The 22,381-nt window shown below is 58.2% G+C and carries 18 protein-coding genes; 9 read left to right on the top strand and 9 right to left on the bottom strand.

All coding sequences use genetic code 11. The features are described 5' to 3' along the window. A complete protein-coding gene (locus PbB2_RS05820) occupies positions 1-696 on the top strand; it encodes a TIGR04283 family arsenosugar biosynthesis glycosyltransferase (protein WP_108984378.1) in 696 nt (231 codons plus the stop codon). Next, positions 693-1,307, top strand: a complete 615-nt coding sequence (locus tag PbB2_RS05815) for a TIGR04282 family arsenosugar biosynthesis glycosyltransferase (protein WP_238164879.1) — start codon at positions 693-695, stop codon at positions 1,305-1,307. Before PbB2_RS05820 ends, PbB2_RS05815 begins: the two co-directional genes overlap by 4 nt. Positions 1,308-1,406: 99 nt before the next feature. On the opposite strand, the gene PbB2_RS05810 is transcribed toward PbB2_RS05815, so the two are convergent. Beyond that, a complete protein-coding gene (locus tag PbB2_RS05810) occupies positions 1,407-3,221 on the bottom strand; it encodes a lytic transglycosylase domain-containing protein (RefSeq protein ID WP_192576194.1) in 1,815 nt (604 codons plus the stop codon). A 193-nt stretch (positions 3,222-3,414) separates the two neighbouring features. Further along, positions 3,415-4,317, bottom strand: coding sequence for a uracil-DNA glycosylase (locus PbB2_RS05805; RefSeq protein ID WP_133245735.1), 903 nt, complete (start codon positions 4,315-4,317; stop codon positions 3,415-3,417). Between the two features lie 142 nt (positions 4,318-4,459). Here PbB2_RS05805 and PbB2_RS05800 point away from each other — a divergent pair, with 142 nt between their 5' ends. From PbB2_RS05800 to PbB2_RS05780, 5 genes are all read left to right on the top strand, one after another. Beyond that, positions 4,460-6,121: an electron transfer flavoprotein-ubiquinone oxidoreductase gene (locus tag PbB2_RS05800; RefSeq protein ID WP_108984623.1), complete on the top strand. Its 1,662-nt coding sequence runs from the start codon at positions 4,460-4,462 to the stop codon at positions 6,119-6,121. A gap of 102 nt (positions 6,122-6,223) precedes the next feature. After that, positions 6,224-8,212 carry a tetratricopeptide repeat protein gene (locus tag PbB2_RS05795; protein WP_108984374.1) on the top strand — a complete coding sequence of 663 codons (1,989 nt, stop codon included), beginning with the start codon at positions 6,224-6,226 and terminating at the stop codon, positions 8,210-8,212. 43 nt (positions 8,213-8,255) lie between these two features. Next, positions 8,256-10,010, top strand: coding sequence for a UDP-N-acetylglucosamine--peptide N-acetylglucosaminyltransferase SPINDLY family protein (locus PbB2_RS05790; protein WP_238164878.1), 1,755 nt, complete (start codon positions 8,256-8,258; stop codon positions 10,008-10,010). Between the two features lie 6 nt (positions 10,011-10,016). Beyond that, entirely contained in the window at positions 10,017-10,925 is a 909-nt protein-coding gene (locus tag PbB2_RS05785) for a 4-(cytidine 5'-diphospho)-2-C-methyl-D-erythritol kinase (protein ID WP_108984372.1), read from the top strand. Next, entirely contained in the window at positions 10,922-11,542 is a 621-nt protein-coding gene (locus tag PbB2_RS05780; protein ID WP_108984371.1) for a glutathione S-transferase family protein, read from the top strand. Before PbB2_RS05785 ends, PbB2_RS05780 begins: the two co-directional genes overlap by 4 nt. An 11-nt stretch (positions 11,543-11,553) precedes the next feature. Here the strand turns inward: PbB2_RS05780 and PbB2_RS05775 are convergent, their stop codons facing one another. The 5 genes from PbB2_RS05775 to PbB2_RS05755 form a co-directional block, all read right to left on the bottom strand. Further along, complete coding sequence (locus PbB2_RS05775; protein ID WP_108984370.1) at positions 11,554-13,809, bottom strand: S9 family peptidase; 2,256 nt, start codon at positions 13,807-13,809, stop codon at positions 11,554-11,556. A gap of 4 nt (positions 13,810-13,813) precedes the next feature. Further along, positions 13,814-14,044, bottom strand: coding sequence for a ribbon-helix-helix domain-containing protein (locus tag PbB2_RS05770; RefSeq protein ID WP_108984369.1), 231 nt, complete (start codon positions 14,042-14,044; stop codon positions 13,814-13,816). Beyond that, on the bottom strand, positions 14,031-14,264 hold the full coding sequence (locus PbB2_RS05765; protein ID WP_238164877.1) for a DUF4169 family protein: 234 nt from the start codon (positions 14,262-14,264) through the stop codon (positions 14,031-14,033). Before PbB2_RS05765 ends, PbB2_RS05770 begins: the two co-directional genes overlap by 14 nt. Positions 14,265-14,287: 23 nt before the next feature. Next, positions 14,288-14,911: a VOC family protein gene (locus PbB2_RS05760; protein ID WP_108984368.1), complete on the bottom strand. Its 624-nt coding sequence runs from the start codon at positions 14,909-14,911 to the stop codon at positions 14,288-14,290. Positions 14,912-14,998: 87 nt separating this feature from the next. Beyond that, positions 14,999-17,653 carry an NHL repeat-containing protein gene (locus PbB2_RS05755; RefSeq protein WP_108984367.1) on the bottom strand — a complete coding sequence of 885 codons (2,655 nt, stop codon included), beginning with the start codon at positions 17,651-17,653 and terminating at the stop codon, positions 14,999-15,001. Between the two features lie 329 nt (positions 17,654-17,982). On the opposite strand from PbB2_RS05755, the gene PbB2_RS05750 reads away from it, so the two are divergent. Further along, a complete protein-coding gene (locus PbB2_RS05750; protein ID WP_108984366.1) occupies positions 17,983-18,477 on the top strand; it encodes a hypothetical protein in 495 nt (164 codons plus the stop codon). 107 nt (positions 18,478-18,584) lie between these two features. Beyond that, positions 18,585-19,031: a hypothetical protein gene (locus PbB2_RS05745; RefSeq protein WP_133245734.1), complete on the top strand. Its 447-nt coding sequence runs from the start codon at positions 18,585-18,587 to the stop codon at positions 19,029-19,031. A 20-nt stretch (positions 19,032-19,051) separates the two neighbouring features. Here PbB2_RS05745 and clpB read toward each other — a convergent pair whose 3' ends face one another. Together clpB and PbB2_RS05735 are read right to left on the bottom strand one after the other, a co-directional pair. Next, the gene (clpB, locus tag PbB2_RS05740; RefSeq protein WP_108984364.1) at positions 19,052-21,670 is read right to left on the bottom strand and encodes an ATP-dependent chaperone ClpB; all 2,619 of its coding nucleotides are present in this window, start codon (positions 21,668-21,670) and stop codon (positions 19,052-19,054) included. Between the two features lie 105 nt (positions 21,671-21,775). Then, the gene (locus PbB2_RS05735) at positions 21,776-22,156 is read right to left on the bottom strand and encodes a c-type cytochrome (protein WP_238164876.1); all 381 of its coding nucleotides are present in this window, start codon (positions 22,154-22,156) and stop codon (positions 21,776-21,778) included. Between the last annotated feature and the right edge of the window lie 225 nt (positions 22,157-22,381).

The following is a 22,381-nucleotide window of genomic DNA, read 5'->3' as shown; positions in this document are numbered from 1 at the left end:
ATGTCGCGCCCGCCCTTGTCCATCGTCATCCCCACTTGGAACGCCATGCCGCGTTTGGCAGCCTGTTTGGAGGCCCTTGTCCCGGGCTTGAGTGCGGGTCTCATTCGAGATGTGGTGGTGGTGGATGCAGGCTCAACCGATCAGAGCCGCGACTTGGCCTTTGATATGGGCTGTCGGGTTCTCGATGTTGGCGCGGCAGGGCGCGGGCGCGGCACCCAACTCATCGCCGGGGCCAATGCGGCCAAAGGCGATTGGCTGATGTTTCTCCATGGCGATTGTGTGCTGCCACAAGATTGGGTCAGCACTATTCAGGCCCACATCGAACAAGCCCCGCATCACGCTGGCTATTTTGCGCTCTCCTATGATGATCAAACCGCGCCCGCGCGCCGTATTGCTTGGTGGGCCAATCTGCGCGCCCGGTGCCTTGGGCTGCCCTATGGCGATCAGGGTCTTGTGATCAGCCGCACCCTTTATGATGAGATCGGCGGCTATAAGCCCTTGGCGCTGATGGAAGATGTTGATCTGGTCCGTCGTCTTGGACGGGGGCGGCTGCGTGGCTTGCCCTGCGGCGTCGAAACCAGTGCCAGCCGCTATCGCGCAGGGGGCTGGTGGTTTGTGCCACTGCGCAATCTCACCCTTTTGGCAGGCTTTTATGGTGGCGTCTCGCCAGAGCGCCTGCGCGGATGGTACCGGTGACCGGCAGACCCCATGTGCTGATTTTTGCCAAAGCCCCCCGTCTGGGCCAGGCCAAGACACGGCTTGCCCGTGGGGTCGGCGCGGTGGCTGCCTGGCGAACCAAGCGGCGGTTGGATGCTTTGACCTGCCGCATCGCAAGATCGCCGGCCTGGGACAGTGTGCTGGCGGTGGCTCCGGACCGGGCGATCCATGCCACTTTTCCCGGTGCTTGGCCCGCTGATCTTGCCCGCATTGGGCAGGGCAAGGGTGATCTTGGACACCGCATGGCCAGGGCCTTGCGCCGTTTTGGTCGTGGCCCGGTGTGCATCATCGGCTCGGACTTGCCTGACCTGAAGACCGCTGACCTCACGGCGGCTTTCGGCCGGCTCAAGCGCCATGATGTGGTATTGGGGCCAGCCACAGATGGCGGCTATTGGCTGATCGGCATGACGCCACGGGCCGCGCGACGGGCCCATCTTGCCCCAGTGCGCTGGTCAAGCCCGCACACATTGGCAGACACGCTGGCAGTTTTGCCAAGAGGCTGGCGCGTCGGCTATTTGCGTGAGTTGGAAGATGTGGATGATGCTGCAAGCCTCAAACGGTCAAGCCAGAGGCGTTTGGCGCGGGTTTAGTCCCGCCAGAACCAAGTTGGCTCTTTGAATGTTTGATTTAGCCTCTGTTTGTCGCGGTTTAGGGGTGCCAATGAACAGGGGCAGGACCAAACGCAGACCCTAACGCAGCGAAACTGTTCCAGCCATGCCGGTTCCACTATTTGAGCGACCAGACGCATTGGCCAAGCGCGGATTGTCTTGGGGTTCATAGGTGGGAGCCTGCCCTCGGGCCAGCTTTTCCAATGTCGGTGCGCGCTGGCCAAATCGGCGGTGATAAATCCACATATTGCTCATAACGCGTTCAGCATAGACGCGCGCCTGTCCACTTGGGGCGGCTTCCATGAACATCAACGTATCCTCGCCACCTTTGACGCTCGTGCTCCACCGCGCGACATTTCCTGGCCCGGCATTATAGGCCATGAAGGTGCGGGTCAGGCAATTGCCCACCACGCCCATCGCCATCATCTTTTCCAGATAGGCCTCACCCAGAGTGACATTGAGTGTGGTGTCATTGAGGAGGGCGGGATTGCGCGCGAGGTCATTGCGTCCGGTCATCCAGGCCGCCGTGCGCGGCATCACCTGCATCAGGCCGCGTGCACCAGCATATGAGCGGGCTTTGGTGTCGAATTTCGATTCCTGACGCATCACGGCAAGAATAACCGCCCGGTCCAGCACAAACTCACCCCCGACCGGACGGAATTGGTCGGGAATGGGGTAAAGCGCGGTAAGGGCAGCTGCAGGCGAGGCTTGGGCAATCCGGTCTGCCACCTCGTCAAGGCCCAGATTGCGCGCAATCGCCATATAGCCCAGATCATCATCAGCCTTGGCGCGACCCCAACTGGCCATCAATTCGGCTGCTGCATCGGCCTGGCGGCCAATCTCCATCAAAGCCATAGCCCGGCGCACACCTGCATCGGTGCGCATCAAGCGATTGGCCCGATCACGCTCATCTTGGGCTTGGGGAATGCGCAACGTTTCCCATCGGCCTAGTCGGGCCAGCGCCAATTGGCCATAAAAGGTCAATGGATTGGAAGCAGCCTGTTCCAGATAGGATTGGGTTTTGGCTTTATCACCCAGTTTCTCCGAGGCCCGTGCTGCCCAGAAGGCGCCGGCCGAGCGGCCCCAATCATCACCTGCATTCCAATTGGCCGCTGCAGTAAACAGTGTTTGCGCGGTGGCAAAGTCACCCAGCCGATAGGCAGCCAGCCCGCCGATCCAACCGGCTTGGCCAGATTGTGGCCCGCTGACGGCGGCCTGGGCCATGGCGAGGGCGGCCACGTCATCACCGGCATAGAAGCGGGCAGCCAATGCATCAATTGCCGCGCGATGTTCGCGGGTTGCACCAGGCCCGATGGGGACGGGAATGAAACTCGGCTCGCGGACCGATCCCATCGACCGGCGCGTCGGCACCGGGTCAGGCCGCTTTAAGCGGAAGGGTGTTGGCACCACGCCCATGATGCGCGCCGCTTGAATCGCATCTTCTTGGGCATCTTGGGCGCGCTCATAAACACTTGCAGCACCAGCCACATCGCCCCAGCGTTCCAACCAGGCGGCCATTGCCCGCAAATCTGGTGCGGTCGCGGTCGACAACAAGCGCGTCCGCTCGACATGAGGTTTGAGCGTACCGTCACTAATGGCGGGCAGAACTTCCTCAAGCACGGCGCGCTGATTGGCGGAGGCGGCCGCAAATGCGCGGCGATAATTGGCTTCATCACTGGCAGACAAGAGATCGCCGCCTGATTGGACGCCGCGCAACCCGACAGCACTTTGGGTCGCGATTGCTGGTGTTTGTCCCTCAGCCTTGGCAGGATGCACAAGAAGAGTCAGGGCAAGGCTTGTCGTGCCAAGCAGCGTCCAGAACGGGCCCCAGAACGAGACACTGCGAAGGCGCTTTTGCCCCCGTGGCGCGCTTGCCCCACCTTCAGCCTGTAACACAGTCTGTCGCCTCACACCCATTTTGGTCCCTCATTACTGGCGGTGAGGACCCGTGCAGCACGGCCCGCCCAGTCCCGGCGCGCTCGGGCAATCCAAGCCCACACGCACTTCCGGCAAGGTGATCACAGGGCCCATTTAAGTTACAGCCACTGCACATAAGCCGTCTTCTCATGCCAGAAAGACAGCGACATCATTAACCTTTTGCCCTGTTTTTACCCGTCAAGGCAATTCCCATTGCTGATATTTTGTCGCGAAACCGGCAAAGATCTTGCCACGCTGCAGCCTTATCGCGTGGCCGCTTCATCAAATAATCAGGCGAAAGAAGGCATTGCGTGTATGCCGTGTTCGCCTGCAGGCCCGCTCCCGGTCCGCCTTCGCCATCAATTGGGTGATCAAAAGACCGCGTGCGAAGCTTCATAACGCTCTCACTCGTGCCCAAAACCGCCTGCGCGGTCAGCCCACCGACGAGCAGAAGCGCCCGAGGCGCTGCCAAGGCAATATGGCGCATCAGAAACGGCCGACACACGGCAATCTCTTCGGTCGTTGCTTGCCTGCCGCCGGGGGGGCGCCAAGGAATGAGGCAAGCCTGATAACAATCTCCATCCTTATCAATCCCGATACTGGCCAACATTCGGGCCATCAGCTCACCCTCTAACCCTTGAAAGGGCAAACCCACCTCGTCGTCGTCCCGCCCGGCAGCATCAGCAACCACCATGATGGGGGCTCCAGCTCTGCCTCCTGCAAAGACCAGATTGCGCGCATGGGCCCTAAGACCGCAGCCATCAAATCCGGCCAAGGCTTTTTCCAGTGCATCCAGACTGCTGCATGCGGCAGCAAGCGCGTGGGCTTGGGCAAGGGCGTCGACCGGCTTACGCACCGGAGTTGCCCGTGCTGGGGTGATTTTGGGCGCAACAGGTGGGGACGGCTCGATCGTGCGCTTGAGTGCTTGGGCACGAAGCCGGTGAACATGGCTCAGATCAATGGGATCAAGGCCTGCCATTTCCCACCACTGAGCCAAGGCTTGTGCGGCTGTTTCGACGCTTATACTCGGGCGGGCATGCATAGGCGGGCGATCCTGCAGCAGAGTTTGCACCATCGAGGTGCCGAATTGGACTTGACCTTGCTCTGGCAAGGCCTCGATAAGCGATCTAGAGGCTGATGATCAAGGCAAACTGGCATTTGTCCTCATGCAAGAACAGTCTAAGTGAGGCAGCAAGGCCGGAAAAAGGGGAGCGATGATGGCTTTTGACTCAATTGAGCGGGAATCGATGGAATATGATGTGCTGATCGTTGGCGCAGGCCCCGCGGGTCTGGCCGCTGCGATCCGACTCAAGCAGCTCAATGCTGATCTGTCGGTGGCGGTTCTTGAAAAGGGTTCAGAAGTTGGTGCCCATATTCTGTCAGGCGTGGTGGTTGATCCGAAGGCCTTGGACGAATTGCTGCCAGACTGGCGTGATGATGCGGATCGGCCCCTGACAACCCAGGTTCACAAGGATGAATTGAAGCTTTTGGGCGAGGCTGGAAGCCTGCCGATCCCCAATTTCATCATGCCGCCTTTGATGAATAATCATGGCAATTTCATTGGCTCGCTCGGCAATGTCTGCCGTTATTTGGGGGCGAAGGCTGAAGAATTGGGCGTGGAAATCTATCCAGGATTTGCCGCTGCCGATGTGGTCTATGACGAGGCAGGTGCTGTAAAGGGTGTGCAAGTCGGCGATATGGGCATAACCCGCGAGGGTGAGATGGGCCCCGACTTCACCCCTGGCATCAATATCTTCGCCAAATATACCTTGATCGGCGAGGGTGTACGTGGGTCGCTGGCCAAGAAAATCATCGCCAAATATGGTCTGGACGAGGGAAAAGAGCCGCAAAAATACGGCATTGGCCTCAAGGAAGTCTGGCAGGTCTCACCAGACAAACACAAACCAGGTCTGGTTCAGCATGCGTTTGGCTGGCCCTTGGATTGGAACACCGGTGGGGGTTCCTTCCTCTATCATTGGGGCGATAATCTGGTCTCGGTCGGCTATGTGGTTCACCTGAACTACAAAAACCCTTGGCTAAGCCCATTTGACGAATTCCAGCGCTTCAAACAGCATCCTGACGTCCGTCCCACGTTTGAAGGCGGCAAGCGCCTGTCCTATGGCGCGCGGGCGATTACCGAAGGCGGCCTGCAATCTGTGCCTAAATTGCCCTTCCCCGGCGGGGCGTTGATTGGCTGCTCGGCAGGATTTGTGAACGTCCCGCGCATCAAGGGCAGCCATAATGCCATGAAGACCGGCATGCTGGCGGCAGAAACTGTTGCGGCGGCCATTGCGGAAGGCCGTTCGGGCGATGAAGTGTCGGCTTATCAAACGGCTTATGAGACGAGCTGGGTGCACCAAGACCTCAAACTGGTGCGCAATGTGAAGCCGTTTTTGTCAAAGTTCGGCACCTTGTTGGGCCTGCCACTTGGCGGGATCGACATGTGGTTCAACACGCTGTTTGGCGGCTGGTCACCGTTCGGGACGCTCAAGCATGGCAAAACAGACGCAGAAAGCCTGTTGCCCGCCGACCAATGCCCCAAGATCGCCTATCCCAAGCCCGATGGCGTGGTCAGCTTTGATAAATTGTCGTCTGTGTTCCTCTCCAACACCAATCATGAAGAAAATCAGCCAATCCACCTCAAAGTCGCTGATGGGGACTTGCAACAGACCAGTGAGTTGGGCGTCTATGGAGGGCCGTCCAATCGCTATTGTCCTGCTGGGGTCTATGAATGGGTGGAAGATGGAGCGGGCAAGCGCTTCCAGATCAATGCGCAAAACTGTGTGCACTGCAAAACCTGCGACATCAAAGACCCCAATCAAAACATCACTTGGACAACACCACAGGGTGGAGAAGGGCCGATCTATCAGAACATGTAGGGCATACATCGACAGCCCTTGCCTGTGGTTTGGATCGGCGCCACCTTGGTACAAGATGATTGTAACCTCAGTCTTTCCCCTTGATGCCCGCGGGATGTTTTCATGCGCTTAAAAGCCGTTCTTCTTGCCTCTGCTGCAGCCTTGATCTGCGGTATGTCTTCTGCCCAGGCTGCAGTCCTGGCTGCCCCGCCAGAGGTTGAACGGTCAGACGGGCGGGACGGCACGAGCCCGCTGACGCGAGATCGGGCCTATGCCGGTCTATCCCTGCTGGATGCTATCCGGCAGGCCTTGATCAATGGTGATGTCGAAGCGGTTCTGAAAACCTATGCTTCGTTAGGCTTGGCCAATGATGATCCGGCGCTGGCGGATTATTACGATGCGGTGCGCGCCTTCAGCTCACGCAATTATGCCGGTGTTGCCAGCGCACTGAAACAATCTGACCCCGGTGATTTGTTAACGGCCAATCTGACCACATGGGCGCTTGTGGGCGATGGCAAGTTGGACGAAGCTATCAAGACTTGGGACAGGTATCGCACCGCTGGCAGCTCTGGAGCCAAATCCGAATATCGGGGCTTTTACTTACCTTATCGGGCCTTATTGGCTGAGCTGGCGGGCGATAAGGCTGCGGCTCTTGGCTTTTATGAGCAAGCGCAGGCCATCGGTGAATTGCATTTTGTCAAGGATCTGACCCGCCGCTATCTGGTGCTCTTGGTTGAGGCAGGTCGCCGCCAGGATGCCTTAGCGGTTCATGATGATTTTTTTGGAGAACCTGCGAGCCTTGATCCTGCTGAGGCGCGGTTTCGAGCAAGTCTTAGTGCTGGAAAACCGCCCGCCAATCCCAAGATTGACGCACCAGCTGCAGCCAGTTCGCTCTTGACGGACTATGTGGATGCGATGGTGCTGATGCGCCAATTGCAGAATGATCCAGAAATTGCTGCGGCAAACAAGGATCAAGATGATCAGCCCGAAGAGGTGCCTGACGGGGAAACGCTGTTTGCTGATGACGCCTTGATCCTGTGGACCGCACTCTTGCTCGATCCTGAAAACAGCTCTGCGCGCATGTCGCTGGCCAGTAGCCTGTCGGACATACATGAGGAAAAGGCGGCTTTGGCCGTCTTGGAAGCGGTGAAGTCGGGCCAATATGAGACCAAGGCGCAATATCAACGAGCGTCCCTCTATTTTGCGCTTGAAAACCCCGTAGCCGCTATGGCTGTGCTGGACCAAATTCCCGCAGCGGAGCGGGACTGGAATTGGTGGGCAATGCAGGCAATGGCATTGTCGATGCGCGGTGATTTCGCCAATGCCTTGATCAGCGCGCAGCGCTGCGTGGAAAGTGCCAAGGACAAGGATGAATGGACCAAGGCAGCCGCACAGCTCGCGCTGATGGGCGCGCTGGATCAGGTCGGGCGTAAGGCCGAAGCCAAAACCATTGCCCGCAACCTGATTGACACCCTCAAGCCAAATAATCTCATCCGCGGTGATGCAGGTAATTTTCTGGCCAGCCAGCCTGAAACCCGCACTGAAGGTCTGGCTGCTGCCCGGGCAAGCTTGCAGGCCCTAGGTGCCTCCAGCCAAACCCGAGTCGCGCTGGGCGATACGCTGAGTAGATTCCCCGAAACCCGCGCCGAAGGCATCCAACATTTGCGCGATGCCTTGGCGGAGCTACCTCGATCCGCCATGTATATGAATGCACTGGGCTATACGTTGGTGCGTTATGATATTGATCTTGAAGAGGGTTTTCAACTGCTTCAGAAGGCGTATGAATTGCGGCCTTATTCGGGGGCGATCACCGACTCGCTTGGCTATGCCCATTACAAGCTTGGCCAATTGGACGAGGCGCAGCAATTGATCGAAAAAGCGGTCGATATGCGCAAAGAGTCGCCTGACCCAGAGATTTACGACAATCTTGGCAATGTCTATTGGCATCAGGGCAAGCCAGAGGCCGCCCGTCGCATGTGGCAAAAGGCGGCGAGCTTTGGGCCGGCCTATGAGGATGCTGACGCGGTCAAGGCCAAGTTGAAGGATGGCTTGCGAACGCCACCGCCTGCCCGCCGCGATGCCCCGATCGTTCTGGAACCTGGCAGTGTCTAAGCCAAAGCTGCCCATGATCAAGCTGCGATCAAAACATCTTTTTTTGGGTCTGTCGGTAGGCGCTGCAATCCTAATAGCCACAACGGCGACCAGTTGGGCCGCGGAAGGGCGACCGAAGGCCAAGAAGGCTGAAGCAACCCGGCCAGTTGTGCTGCAACGCTCAGATGCAGATCTCTATGCGGCCACATTGGCAGGGCGCTATGCCCAAAATGTCAATGATCCAAGGCTGGCGGCGCAGGCTTGGGTTCAGGCTTTTTATCGCCGTCCCCACGATGTTGAGCTATATGATCAGGCAACCGCCGCCAATTTGGAGATCGGCAATTTCGCCATGGTTGTCCGCATGGCCAAACTGGTGCCTGCCACCCAGCGCACCGATGAAGCTGTTCTGGCCTTGGCCGTTGAGGCTTTCACGGAGGGGCGCTTTGCTGATGCAGGTCGCTTGTTGGAAAGCCGCGCATTTGATGCCGGCTTAACCCAGTTTGCCAGCCATTTGCGGGCCTATGCGCTATTGGGGCAAGGTCAAACCCAAGCAGCTGTCGATCTGGCCGCCAAACCAACGGGCAGCGCGGCACTTGATGAGGCGGCCCTGATGTCGCGCGCCTTTATTTTGGCTCATGCGGGCCGCTCCGCCGAGGCCATCAGGCTGCTGGATCAAGCCCATCAAGCCGGGCAGGACTCCCCGACAGGTCTGCGCCTCTATGGTCAGCTTTTGACAGCGGCCGGCCGCCAATCTGACGCCATTGCTCGTCTAACCCCTTTTGCAACCGGCAATTCGCCCATGGCGTCGGCTCTCTCAGGGGCGTTGGCAGATGCGCAGGCAGGCGGACGCGTCGTTTCGCGGTCGAGCTTTCTCAGTTCGGCCACATCAGGATTGTTGACTTTGGTTGAGGCACGCAAAGGCCAGCGTGCATCCGGTGAGACAACCGAGCTTCTGTATCTTTTGGCGTTTCTCAATCCTGGCTCAAGTGCGGTGAATGCAGTACTTGGCCAGCATCTGGTGAGTTATGGGCAAGCCGATCAAGCCGAGCTCATTCTGTCGCGCGTTGGGTCCACAAGCCCCGATTATGTCGCTGCACAGGTCGAATTGGCTTGGCTGATATATGATCGCGATCCAGTTTTGGCACTGCAAAAAGCCGAACGACTTGCTGCCGCCCAAGATGTTCCAGCAGCTTGGACAGTGCTGGCCGATATGCTGGCAGCCAATCGCCGTGACCTGGAAGCCGAAGCTGCTTATCATCGTCTGATCCAAACCGGGGAGGCCGGGCGCTGGTCTGCCAGTCAGATGTGGCCGCTCTATTTTGGCAGAGGTGGCGCGCGCGAGCGTCTGGGGCGCTGGCAAGAGGCTTTGGCTGACCTGCGTCAGGCCAAGACTTTAGCACCCAATCAAGCCAATGTGCTGAATTATCTGGGCTATGCTTTGGCGGATCGGGGTGAAAATCTCGATGAGGCCTTAGGGCTCTTGCGCAGCGCCATGCGCCTGCGTCCCCGCTCGGGCGCCATTGCAGATTCATATGGCTGGGCGCTGTTCAAATTGGGTCGCTATGAAGAAGCGGTCGGCATGTTGGAGCGTGCGGCCATTCTCGCCCCCACTTTGGCCGAAGTCGCCGATCATTTGGGGGATGCTTATTGGCGAACCGGTCATGAAGACGAAGCCCGAATGGAATGGGGACGGGCCTTGTCTCTTTCCCCCCCAGAGGACATGGCCGCCGCCTTGGAGATCAAACTCGATAAAGGATTACCGCCCGATCCCCGCAAGGCTGCCGATGCCGCCATCATTGCTCAGAGTAAGCCACGTTAGTCCTCCATGTTGAGCCTGCACGCGCCTGCCAAACTCAATCTGACCTTGCGCGTTGGCCCCCCCCGAAGCGATGGCCGTCACGATCTGGACAGTTTAGTGTGCTTTACCCACCGCCTCGGTGATCGTCTTGAGATTTCCTTGGGCCAAGGGCTGGAATTGACCCTCGCGGGTCCGTTCGCGAGCGGATTGGGTGGCGAGGCGGATAATCTGGTGTTGCGGGCCGCTCGTCTTCTCGCCGCAGCCGCCGACATCGAAGCACATGCTCACCTGCATTTGGTCAAAAACCTGCCGTTGGCCTCCGGCATTGGCGGAGGCTCTGCGGATGCAGCAGCAACGCTTCACGGGCTCAACAGATTGTGGAAACTGGGTCTTCCAATGGCCGATCTCATGGCTATGGCAGGCCAATTAGGTGCGGATGTGCCGGCTTGTGTTCTCGGTCAACCCGCGCATATGACCGGCACCGGGGAAGAGATGGCCGCGCTCGCAGAGATCGCTGGACTGGGGATTGTTTTGGTCAATCCCGGCGTGGCATGTCCCACAGGGCCGGTCTATCGCCGGTTTGATGAATTGGGTGCAGGCCCTGCCTTGACCTCGAGCCAAATGCCAGATCTGTCCAGTCCATCCAAACTTTTGGCCTATATGGCTGCTACACCCAATGATCTTGAGGCTGCCGCGGTCAGCTTGGTGCCCGAGATTGGTGAGACCTTGACCCTACTGCAGGAGAGCCCCGGTGTGCGGATGGCACGCATGTCGGGCTCAGGGGCAACTTGCTTTGGCCTGTATGATGATGTTTCAGCCGCCCAAGTTGCACGTGCCTTTATGGTCGAGAGGCTTGCAAATCCCCGGTTTTGGGTGGAGGCAGATGAGATTAACGCGCGTGGGCCGGACCCCGCAGCAGGAGAGGGACCGCTATGATTGTTGTGCATCACTTAAACGACTCCCGGTCGCAGCGGATTCTGTGGTTGCTTGAGGAAATGGGAACGCCTTATGAAATCCGCCATTATCAGCGCGATGCAGTCACCAATCTTGCACCACCTGAGCTCAAGCAGGTCCATCCTTTGGGCAAGTCGCCGGTTGTAAGTGATGGCGCAGAGGTACTGGCTGAATCTGGCATGATTATTGATGTGCTGGCCCGCCGATACGCCCCTAATCTGGCGGTCGATTTTGCCTCACCGCACTATCCAGCCTATGCACATTGGCTCCATTTCGCTGAAGGATCAGCGATGTTGCCCTTCCTGCTGGCCCTTTATACTGGGCGCTTGGGCGAGGCAGCTGCCCCCTTGATGCCTCGGATTACGAGCGAAATCATGAATCATCTGGCCTATGTGGAGGGAGCGTTGGCGGGCAAGCGCTTCTTTGTCGATGACCGTCTGACCGGGGCGGATATTCAAATGAGTTTTGTGGGTGAAATTGCCAAGGGCCAAGGCGCACTGGCGTCATTGCCCAATCTAAAGGCTTGGCTCGAGGGGCTGCATGCCCGCCCACAATGGCAAGCTGCTCTCCAAAAGGGTGGCCCTTATCGGTTTGCCTGATCGGGGCCAGGCTAACGCGGACCTGGCCCTAAATGGCGGTCAAAGAAATTAAGAATGGTGGTCTGGACGTGCTTGGCACGTGCCTTGTCGCGAATGCCATGCTTTTGGCCGGGATAAACCATGGCCTCGAACGGAATCGAGGCTGCCTGTAGCGCGTCAAAGGCGGCGGTCGAATTGTCAAATGTCACATTGTCGTCGGCCATGCCGTGCAAGATTAGCAAAGGACGGCGCACATCTTTCAGGCGCGGCAGAATCGATGCCCGTCGATAAGCCTCAGGCTCACTCGCCGGAGTGCCCATGTAACGCTCGGTATAATGGGTGTCATAGAGCGCCCAGTCGGTTACGGGCGCGCCTGCCGCATAAGCTGCAAAGGCGTCAGGGGCCTCTGTTGCCAAGCGCAAGGTCATATAGCCGCCATAAGACCAGCCCCATAATCCGATCCGGTCTGTGTCGACATAGGTTTGCGCTTTGAGGAAGGCGAGGCCGGCCAATTGGTCTTCCACCTCTGGCCCGCCGAGTTTACGGCTGATGGCACGTTCAAAGCTGCGGCCACGATTGGGGGTGCCGCGATTGTCAATGCGAAAGACGATATAGCCACGCGCGGCGTGTAATTGATCGGTATTGCTGCCCCAGTTGCGCTGGACAACTTGAACCCCCGGTCCGCCATAGACATAGACGATCACGGGCCATTTCTTGCTGGGGTCGAAGTCTGGTGGCAGATGCATCGACCAATTAAGGGTGTCGCCATATGGGCCGATCATTGTGCCAAAGCGCATCTGTGCGCGCTGCGCCAGATAGGGGCTCCATGGGTGATTGTCATTGAGGCGATTTTCCTCAATCCAACGGACCAGGCGGCCATTATTGTCGTAGAGCCCAAGCCGTGGTGGGGTGTCTGGGCTGGAAAAGCCGCCCAGAAAGGCTTTGCCATTACCAGCCATTGTGACGTTCCAACTGCCCCCGGCAGCGGTCACAGCCGTTGGATTACGCCGTTTGCTTAAGGGGGCGGCATAGAGGCGCTGTTCGAGGCTATCGTCTTTGTTCGACAAAAAGAAAACGCGCCCACCGGCTTCATCGACGCCGACAATCTGCGACACTGCCCAATTGCCCGTGGTCAGGATCTGCACACCTGTCCCATCCCGCTTGCGTCGTTCGATATGCCGCCAACCGCTGCGCTCGCTCGTCCACAAGAAATCCCCCGACGCCAAGGGCGTGAAGTCGTGGGTGAGGTTCAGCCAGACCAGATCAGCCTCTGTTAGGATGACTTTTGACTCCCCCGTCGCCGGGTTCACCATCAACAGGTCAAGCCGGGTCTGCGCCCGGTTTTGCCGTTGGACGTACAGGGTCTGGCCATCTTTGGACCAATTGACCCGCGCCAGATAGATATCCTCGTCCCGACCCAGATCGACGGGCACGACCTCCCCGGTTTTCATGTCGCGGATGAACAAGCTCACAGTAGCATTGGTCGCCCCGGCACGGGGATAGCGTTGTTGGACAATGTCGGTCTGTGTGGCACCAATCTCAACGCGCGGGATCAGCGCCACAGCTGTTTCATCGACCTTGGCAAAGGCGATCCGGCTGTCATCGGGTGCCCACCAATAGCCGGTGTCGCGATCCATTTCCTCTTGGGCGATAAATTCAGCCATGCCATAGGTCACAGCCTCTTCGGCTTCCGGTGACAGGGCCAGTTCGCTATTCGTGGCGAGATTGACCCCCAGCAATTGCCCATCGCGGATGAAAGAGACAAAGGCCCCACCCGGGGAAATCTGGCCGTCGGTTTCAAAAGCTGGGGTCTGGGTGAGGCGACGGGGATTGGCCGGATTGGCAAGCGGGACGTAATAGAGATCACCACCCAAAGGGGCGAGAATGGCTTCGCCCTTTTTGTCCCAATCATAGCTTACCAGCCCACGCGAACCAGCCAATCTTTGGCGTTCACGTCGGGCAGCCTCTTCAGCGGAAAGTGCACCCTCGTCCGGCACAAGCGCTTTGGAGTCCACCAGCATGAAGGGGGCACCGCCTGAAACCGGGGCAGCCCATAAGTCGAGACGCAGGAAGTCGCTGTCATTGGGGCGCAGCCACGTCACCAATTTGCCATCGGGTGAGAACTTGGCCGCCCTTGTGACTGGGCCATTCAAGGCGGGGTCGGCAAACAGCCGATCAAGCGTCAGCCTGCCTGTGGTGGGAACAGCCACAGAGGCGGGTTTATCCTGGGCAGCCGCAAGGCCGGGGAAACTGGACAGAATCGCCAGAAAGAGAAGGGCACAGCGCATGACCCTATTTGGCAAGGGTTCCGCTTTCGGGCAAGCCTTGATGCAACAAGGCCCACACCCGCAACGCACTGGCAAGGGGCTGATCACCGCGCTGGCGGTCAATTTCGCCAATCAGGCCGCTTAACGACACACGTCTTTGCCGCGCATGTTGTTCCAGCACAGACCAAAACTCAGGCTCGAGCGCCACACTGGTGGCGTGGCCTTCCAATGACAAAGATCGCTTAATCAGACTCATGGTCTCTCGCAGGGCGTAAAAAATGCCCATCGAGATGAATCTTGGCCTGTGTTTTAGCCTTTTGTGTGGCGGTCCGTTCACCTTTTTTGCGTCCAAAGCTCAACCGGTTGGCTTCACCTTGGGCGGCATGATCGGCGCGCTTTTTGGCTTTGCGTGCTTGTCTTAAATTGATGATGTCGGCCATGATGGTAGGATAAACCCAAAAGAGCTTTAAATCCATGGCCTAAACTAAGGCCGCATCGATCAGGGGACCAAAGTCTGGTTAAGTTCCAGATAGGCTCCATCGGCGTCGAAAAATTGGCAACCCAAGACCCGGATGGGGGCCGCACCGGGCGTACGGGGCGGATAAACGGAGATTTTGGGTTCAACAATCATGCGAACACCCGGTGCCGCTTTGGCCGCATCACAGGCCTTTTGTGCATCGGCAACAGCGGCCACCATGATATGACTTCCTGGCCCCAATGCCTTCGGTTGGCTCACAGCTGGTAGGTCGGGATTGTCGGTATATTGAATGAGGCCAATCCAGCCGATCCAGGGATCATTGGCATTGAGCAGCACAAGGCGGATTGGCCGCGGCGGGCCACCTTGGGTGAAGGCGGGGCTGGAGACGGTCATGCGCGCATCATAATTGACGCGCATACCCAACGCATCGCGATATAATTCCAGGGATTTGTCCAGATCGCGCACGATGATGGTGGTGCGGCGAAGATCAATGGGGACCCGGTCAGCTGGCGCGGCAATCTTGGTTGGGTCTTGACTTGGGGGGCTGGTTGCTGCCCCGCCCGTCTGTTGGGCGAGCGCAAACCCGATGCTGCAGCTGGCTGCCAAAATGGTCGCAAGGGCTGATCGGCTGATCCAACAACGCATGATCCAGTCTCCACATAGGATATATCATTTGAATATCGCATGTGGCGGTAAAGGCAATGGTCAATCGCTCAAAGGCGGTGTCTTGAATTAGACCGAGACGCCCAAGCGGCGCAGAGCGTCCTGACCCAGTGCGGTCTGCTTATTATAATAGGCGACACCCGATCCGCTGCCGGCGGCCTTTTTGGCCGCATTGGCGGCATTTTGCTTGCGCAATTCCACCTGAGTTGGGTCGGTAGAGATTTCCCGATAACCGATACGCAGGCGACGCAAAACCCCGTCAAACGAATCCAGTAGCGCCTTGGCCTTGGTTTTGTCCGACACATCCCCTGTGATCGGCATTTCAAGGGCTATGATGGGGGGCGGATCAGAGACGGACTTGGTGCCACCCGTGGCTTTTGCGGGTCTTGGTACGGCCACACCGGGTTCTAAGCCCAATTGCTTAAGGGCATCGGCTACGCCACCCACAGCCTTTAGCTCAATCCGATCGCCCGGCTTGGGGGTGATGACGAGGCTTTCAACCCCCCGCAAGCTGCGGGCTTCGGCGGTTCCATCGCGCATCAGCACGCGATTGAGCTTGGCCGCGAGGGTCCGCATGGTTTCGCCATCGGAAATGGTGATCTTCTTTTCCGCCCCGCCATTGACGATGACGGCAAACTGATCGCCAGCGCGCAGTCCAGTCCGGTCTGTCAATTCATCAGACATGCCAAAGCGCAATTGGCCTTGGGGAATGCCCAGTGAGTCGAGGCTTTCAGATACATTGGCAGCCAGAGCGATGGCGACGGGCGCATCAGCGGCTTGATTGGCCGCGCGGCTGAAGTTTTGGCTTCCGGTGTCAGCATCCAGGCCAACAATGGTGGTTTCCCGGGTGGTCCCGCCGGTTGTGGGGATCGTTATTGTGTTTGTTGCATAGGCCACTTGATCGCCAGCGGCGGTCAAGGCGCGGATGGCTTCCCCGGTTGTGGATTGTTTGGTGAACAGCACATTGCCACTGCTAATTTCCAGAGCAACCAATTTATTGGCCACCCCCCCTGCAGTCTCGCGTCCGGCCAGAAACATGCGTCCACTCGAATCGGCGGCCAATTGCGTCACCGCATTCAGATTGGCTGACCCCAAATTATTGACCGAGCCGATAGCTGTACCCGTCACTTGATCAAAGGCCTGCATACGTGCGCCGCCTGTCTCGTTCCAGACCGCCAGCGCTTGGCCATTGGCCAGGACCAACCCGCCGGGACTATCGTCATTGGCAGTTCCCAGACTTTGGGTAAAGCGGATGGTGCCCGTCGCATCAAAGGCTTGCAGATAGACATCTTTGCCGCCCAAGGTGGCCGCTCCGCCATAGCTGGCGGTGGTGGTTCCCATCACATAGACACTGCCGTCATCGCCAACTTTGACTTGGGTTGCGCTGTCGCTCCCAGTGGCACCTTGTTGGAAATACCATTTGTCGCGTCCTTCGGCGTCAAACGCGGCAACAAAGGAATCAAGGCCATTGCCAGTGGTGCTGGTCAGTGTATCGGCCCGGCCATCCACGGCACCAGCCACGGCCAAAGTGCCATCTGCACCAATGGCGAGCGAGAAACCCTGTGCGGGTGCCGCCGACCCCAAGGATCGGGTCCAAGACACTTGCCCCGTCGTGTCATATTTCATCAAAATGACGTCGCTCTTGCCCTTCGGGGTCTGACCGTTCACTTTGGCTGTTGCGTCTGCAATCACATAAAGCGACCCATCAGGCCCTACCACCGAAGCCCGAACCCCCGCCGTTCCGCCTTTGGCTGCTGCCAAATCGGCACTGAAGCTCGACAATTCATCGGTGCCATTAAGGCCCGTGAGCTTGGAGACCACACTCTGCATCGCCCCGTCGATCGTCTTGCCGCCCGCGACATAGAGCGCAGGTTGGCTATCTCCCGCGACGGCCTCAAACGTCAAAGTCTCCGACGCGGTGGTTGTAATGCGCAAGCGTTGTTGAAGAGTCTCGGTACCGCCCTTTGTGGTCGGTGCTAATTTGGTCTGAACCCGTTCGAACCGGCTTTCAAAGCCAGCGGCTTCCAACTTGTTGGACACAAAACTTGCAACATTGCCGACCGTACGATCAGTCGTGCCCATATCGGCCAGATTGATGTCGATGTTGGTGGTCACGCCATTCTTGGTGACTTTCAGATTGAAGCGTCGATCACCGAGAAATCCTTGGGGGATCGCCAGCATATCACCATTCACCAAAGGCTTGGTGTCATATTGCAACAAACCTCTTTGGATGCCTTCGCTTTCATGGCGATTGAGGCGGCGACCGCCGATTAGATAGGCACCTTCGAGCTTGGTTGCCGCAATATGGGCATTGACCTCTGCCAAGCCTCTATTGATCCGTTCTTGAATCCGCTTGCGTGTATCGGCACTCACGCCGTCCTTGGCAGCGGCATCGGCCAGCGCTTGGAGTTTCTGAACGCTATTATGGATAATAAAAAGATCGCGGTCATTGTCATCGCGAACCGCCGAACCCGGCCCAGTCCCCAAACTTGTATTGACAAGCCGTGTGTCGCGCAGCGCATCTGCAGCCACTTTTGACAGCGTCGGCTGAGGGGCACGGCTGTCCCAGGGGGCCATGCGTGCGATTTGGGTTTTGGTAGGTGGGCCAGACCGCGCTGCAGTGGAACCGCCATTGGCCAAGACCGAGAGGTCAAGCGAGCCCGTTGACGCACTCGAAAATGCGCCTGAATTCAACAGGCTGGCAATATTGGCGTTAATGGCCACTGGATTTTGTCCTACACGAGTTCGACGATCTTCCAATTTGCTGAACGATTTGAGGCTTCTAGGATCGGTCAAAAAGGTTGCTGCTGCATTAAGAGATCGTGACAGCATTGTGGCTGGACCAGGATCGCATGCTTTATCTTTGATAATTCTTTTATATGAAAAACTTTAAGGTCGTATCGTGTGTCGCGCGTTGGGATTTGCGCGAGGGGAAAGGATCATTGCGTGTCTCTGATCGCTACCCCAAATGTTTGTTGACAAATGTCAACAGTTTGGCTAGAGGGAGAACATGATTGTAGCGACGTGAATGAGTTGAAGATAATGAGGGAAACATGCCAATCCACGAATTCAGTGTCATAGCGACGGGCTTGGATCCAACCGATCCTGCTTTTGAAAGACGTTTCTTTGAAGCCGGATGTGAGGACGCGATGGTGTCATTCCAGCGCGGTCACATCATTGTGGAATTCGCCCGTGAAGCGGTCTCAATCATCGACGCCCTACAATCCGCGCAACGTGACGTGGAACGGGGAGGGGCTGTGGTTGAGCGCATTGAACCTGATCCTTTGGTCAGTCTCAGCGATATGGCCGAGCGGACCGGAATGACACGTCAGGCCATCACCAATTATGCGTCGGGGCAGCGTCGTGAAGACTTCCCGGCTCCAATCGCGCGGATTACCTCAACATCGCCCTTATGGGATTGGGCGGAGGCTGCGGCATGGTTTGGCCAGCAAGGCGTATTGCCTGGCGATGATGTGGTCCAGGCCCGGGCCGTGGCGGACGCTAATCGTGAATTGGCGCGTCACCGACGGCCCCTGCTTGTGCCCTGACGGAAATGGCGGCGGCCTGAATTGGCTGGGCAAAGTGCGCGCCATTTTTTCGGGGCTGGTGTTGCGAATATGCTTGTATTTGAGAATTGTTCGCATATACTCAGCCCATGCCGCATTCACAGTCCATGCATGGTCTTGAGGCCGGGGCGCAATTGGCGCTCCATGCGATGCGGCGTGTGGCCGGTCCCTCCGTATTTCGCTGCCCTGTGACGGCAGAGCGGGTAGAGACGGCGCGCGCGGCCATGCGTAAATTGGCCAATCTCTTGCTTTTGTCAGGCCGCAAATTGCGTCTGGGCGAATTAGGTAGCCTTGAGCCAACCCCGGATGAGCGCACGCTCCTCAATGCGTTGGCTGCGGCACAGGCTGATGATGAGGATGCCTTGATTGCCGCCTTGCGCTGGCTGGCCGGTTTCGAGCCCGGGGCGGAGATGACTGAAACCACCCAGATTGCCGCCCGTGCTTTCGCTGAAGCCGGGTGGAAATGGGGGGCGCCGGCCAGTCCGCGTGCACCAGAGCCGCCTTTCGGCATGCCACCCGTCCGCGCGGTCAGCTAGTCGCACCGCCCCCTCACATCCTAATTGACCACCACGCCTTTTGGCGGGGTATCAGCTTGTCCGGTAAAGCCATTGAAGCTGAGTTCATCGCTGCCGGGGGTCGCGGTCACCGAGACAGTCTCGCCATCCTTGATCGCGCCTGAGAGAATGAGGCGGGCCAGCGGGTCTTGCACATCCTTTTGGATCACGCGCTTGAGCGGCCGTGCACCATAGGCCGGTTCATAGCCCTTGTCGGCCAGCCATTTCTTGGCGACATCATCAAGCTGGATCTTGATGTCACGCGAGGCGAGCAGGGCTTCCAGCCGCTTGAGCTGGATAGGCACGATGCGGTCCATCTCGGCCCGACCCAGTCGGCGGAACAGGATGATCTCATCGATCCGGTTGATGAATTCCGGCCGGAAATTGGCACGGACCGCCTCCATCACCATCGGGCGGACAAGCTCGACATCTTCCCCATCATTCTGCTCGGCCAGATATTGGCTGCCCAGATTGGAGGTCATCACCAGGATCACATTCTTGAAGTCGACTGTGCGGCCTTGGCCGTCGGTCAGGCGACCATCATCAAGGACTTGCAGCAGCGCATTGAAGACATCGGGGTGGGCCTTTTCCACCTCGTCGAACAACACGACCTGATAGGGTCTGCGCCGAACAGCCTCGGTCAGCGCCCCACCTTCGTCATAGCCGACATAGCCTGGAGGGGCCCCGATCAGGCGGCTCACCGAATGCTTCTCCATATATTCAGACATATCGATCCGCGTGACCGCACTGTCATCATCAAACAGGAACTCAGCCAGCGCCTTGGTCAGCTCCGTCTTGCCAACCCCGGTGGGCCCCAAGAACAGGAAGGAGCCAATCGGCTTGTTGGGGTCCTGCAGACCTGCGCGTGACCGACGTACCGCATCAGAGACGGCTTGGAGTGCCTCTTCCTGGCCGACCACGCGCGCGCGCAGCACATTTTCCATGCCCAGCAGCTTTTCGCGCTCGCCTTCCAGCATACGCTCGACCGGCACGCCGGTCCAACGGGCCACCACGGCAGCAATTTGTTCGGCATCGACCACTTCATGGACCATGCTTTCACCGCGGGTTTCAGCGTCTTTTAGCGCCTTCTCCAGATTGGGAATGGTGCCATATTGCAACTCGCCAGCCTTGGCATAATCGCCCCGGCGCGTGGCTTCGGCCAATTCCAGATTGAGCTTTTCGAGCTCTTCCTTCAGCTTGGTGGCATCGGCCAGTTTAGCCTTTTCGAGCCGCCATGTTTCGCTCATTTCATCGGATTTGGCCTGCAGCGTCTCGATCTCATCTTCCAGCCGCTCAAGACGGTCAACCGAGGCAGGGTCCTTTTCCTTGCTCAACGCGCTGGCTTCGATGCGCAATTGCAACAGGCGACGGTCGATTTCATCCAGTTCTTCGGGCTTGCTATCGACCTGCATGCGCAAACGTGCGGAGGCTTCATCGACCAGATCAATCGCTTTGTCTGGCAGGAAGCGATCCGCAATATAGCGCTTGGACAAAGTGGCCGCAGCCACGATGGCGGCGTCAGAAATCCGCACCCCGTGATGGACCTCATATTTTTCCTTCAGGCCTCGCAAGATGGAAATGGTGTCCTCGACACTGGGCTCATCGACAAAGACGGGCTGGAAGCGGCGGGCCAGGGCAGGGTCCTTTTCCACATGCTTGCGATATTCATCCAATGTCGTGGCTCCAATGCAGCGCAGCTGCCCACGCGAGAGCGCAGGCTTGAGCAGATTGGACGCATCCATCGCGCCTTCGGATTTGCCAGCGCCAACCAGCGTGTGCATTTCGTCGATGAACAGCACGATGCCGCCATCAGCAGCCTCGACTTCGGTCAGGACCGCCTTCAGACGCTCTTCAAATTCGCCGCGAAACTTCGCCCCGGCAATCAGGGCACCCATATCGAGGCTCATCAGCTTTTTGTTCTTCAAACTTTCGGGCACGTCGCCATTAATCATTCGCAGAGCGAGGCCTTCGGCAATCGCGGTCTTGCCCACGCCAGGTTCACCGATCAGCACGGGATTATTCTTGGTCCGCCGCGACAGGACTTGGACGCAGCGACGGATTTCATCATCACGACCAATCACTGGATCAAGCTTACCATCGCGTGCGGCTTGGGTCAGATCGCGCGCATATTTCTTGAGTGCGTCATAATTATCGTCTGCACTGGCGGTGTCGGCGGTCCGCCCGCTGCGCATCATGCCGATCGCCGAATTGAGGGAGGTTGGGGTCACCCCAGCTGCCTTCAGGGCTTCGGCGGCCTTGGTCGTCCGTGCGGTGGAGATCGCCAGCAAGAGCCATTCGGCGGCGACAAAACTATCACCTGCCTTGGTGGCGGCATCTTCGGCCCCTTGCAGGATGCGGGCTGTCTCGGCCGGCATGTAGATTTTGTCATCGCCGCCTTCCACGACCGGCAAGCCTGCAACCGCCACATCTGTGGCCAGTTTGGCCTCCTCAGGACGGCCGCCGGCTGAGCGGATGAGGCCAACTGCCATCTGCTTGTCTTCGTCAAGCAGCGCTTTGAGCAGATGCTCAGGGGTAAAATATTGATGCTTGCGCTTGATCGTTTCCATCTGTCCGGCTTGGACGATGGCGCGGGCACGTTCGGTGAATTTATCGAGGTTCATGTGGGTCCAACCTTTGGGCCTTGCGGCAGGGATTGTCTTGCAAGCAAGACTGTTGCCTCTTCAGTTAGGTGTGGCCTTTGAGCAACACAAGGGGTGTGCGGCACCTTAAGGCGCGGCAGGTTGCCGCCGGGGTTTGGCGGGTGGCTGGATGCTCTTGAGATAGGCGATCAGGGCATCAATCTGGTCTGGCTCGAACTCAAAGGCTGGCATCGGACCATGACCAACCAGAATGCCTTCGCTCAGGGCTTCGGCCAGATTATCCAGCGGATAGCGCTTGGACAAAGTGACGAAGCGCGGGGCTTGCCGATTGGGACTTGCCCCCGTTCTGCCCACAGCGTGACAAGCCGAGCAATGGGTCTGGGCCAGGTCTCGCCCGGCTTGGACTTGTGGGTCGGGCCTTGCCTTGCCAGCAGCAAATGCCAACGGAACAGTGGCCAAGGCGATGGCTGAACTCAATCCGATCATCGTCCAGATTTGCCTTTTCATGGCTTAATTCCTTCGAAGGGTGACCAAAGGGACAAAGAGAGTTTCATGGTGCGGGCAGGGGCGTCAATCGGTCCAATCTCATCCCGGACGGCGGTAGCTGATCCGGGACCTTGTGCCGCAAAAGCACACGGGGGTCCCCGCTCTGCGCTGACGCTCCGGCGGGGATGACGCGGGGTCAGAAACATCAAATCATACAATATCTCGGCGGCTCCAATTCATAGGACA

It is taken from the genome of Candidatus Phycosocius bacilliformis, assembly GCF_003112735.1.
GTDB lineage: Bacteria > Pseudomonadota > Alphaproteobacteria > Caulobacterales > Aquidulcibacteraceae > Aquidulcibacter > Aquidulcibacter bacilliformis.
Note: the sequence above shows the minus strand (reverse complement) of the source record. Positions and strands in the feature narration are given on the sequence as shown.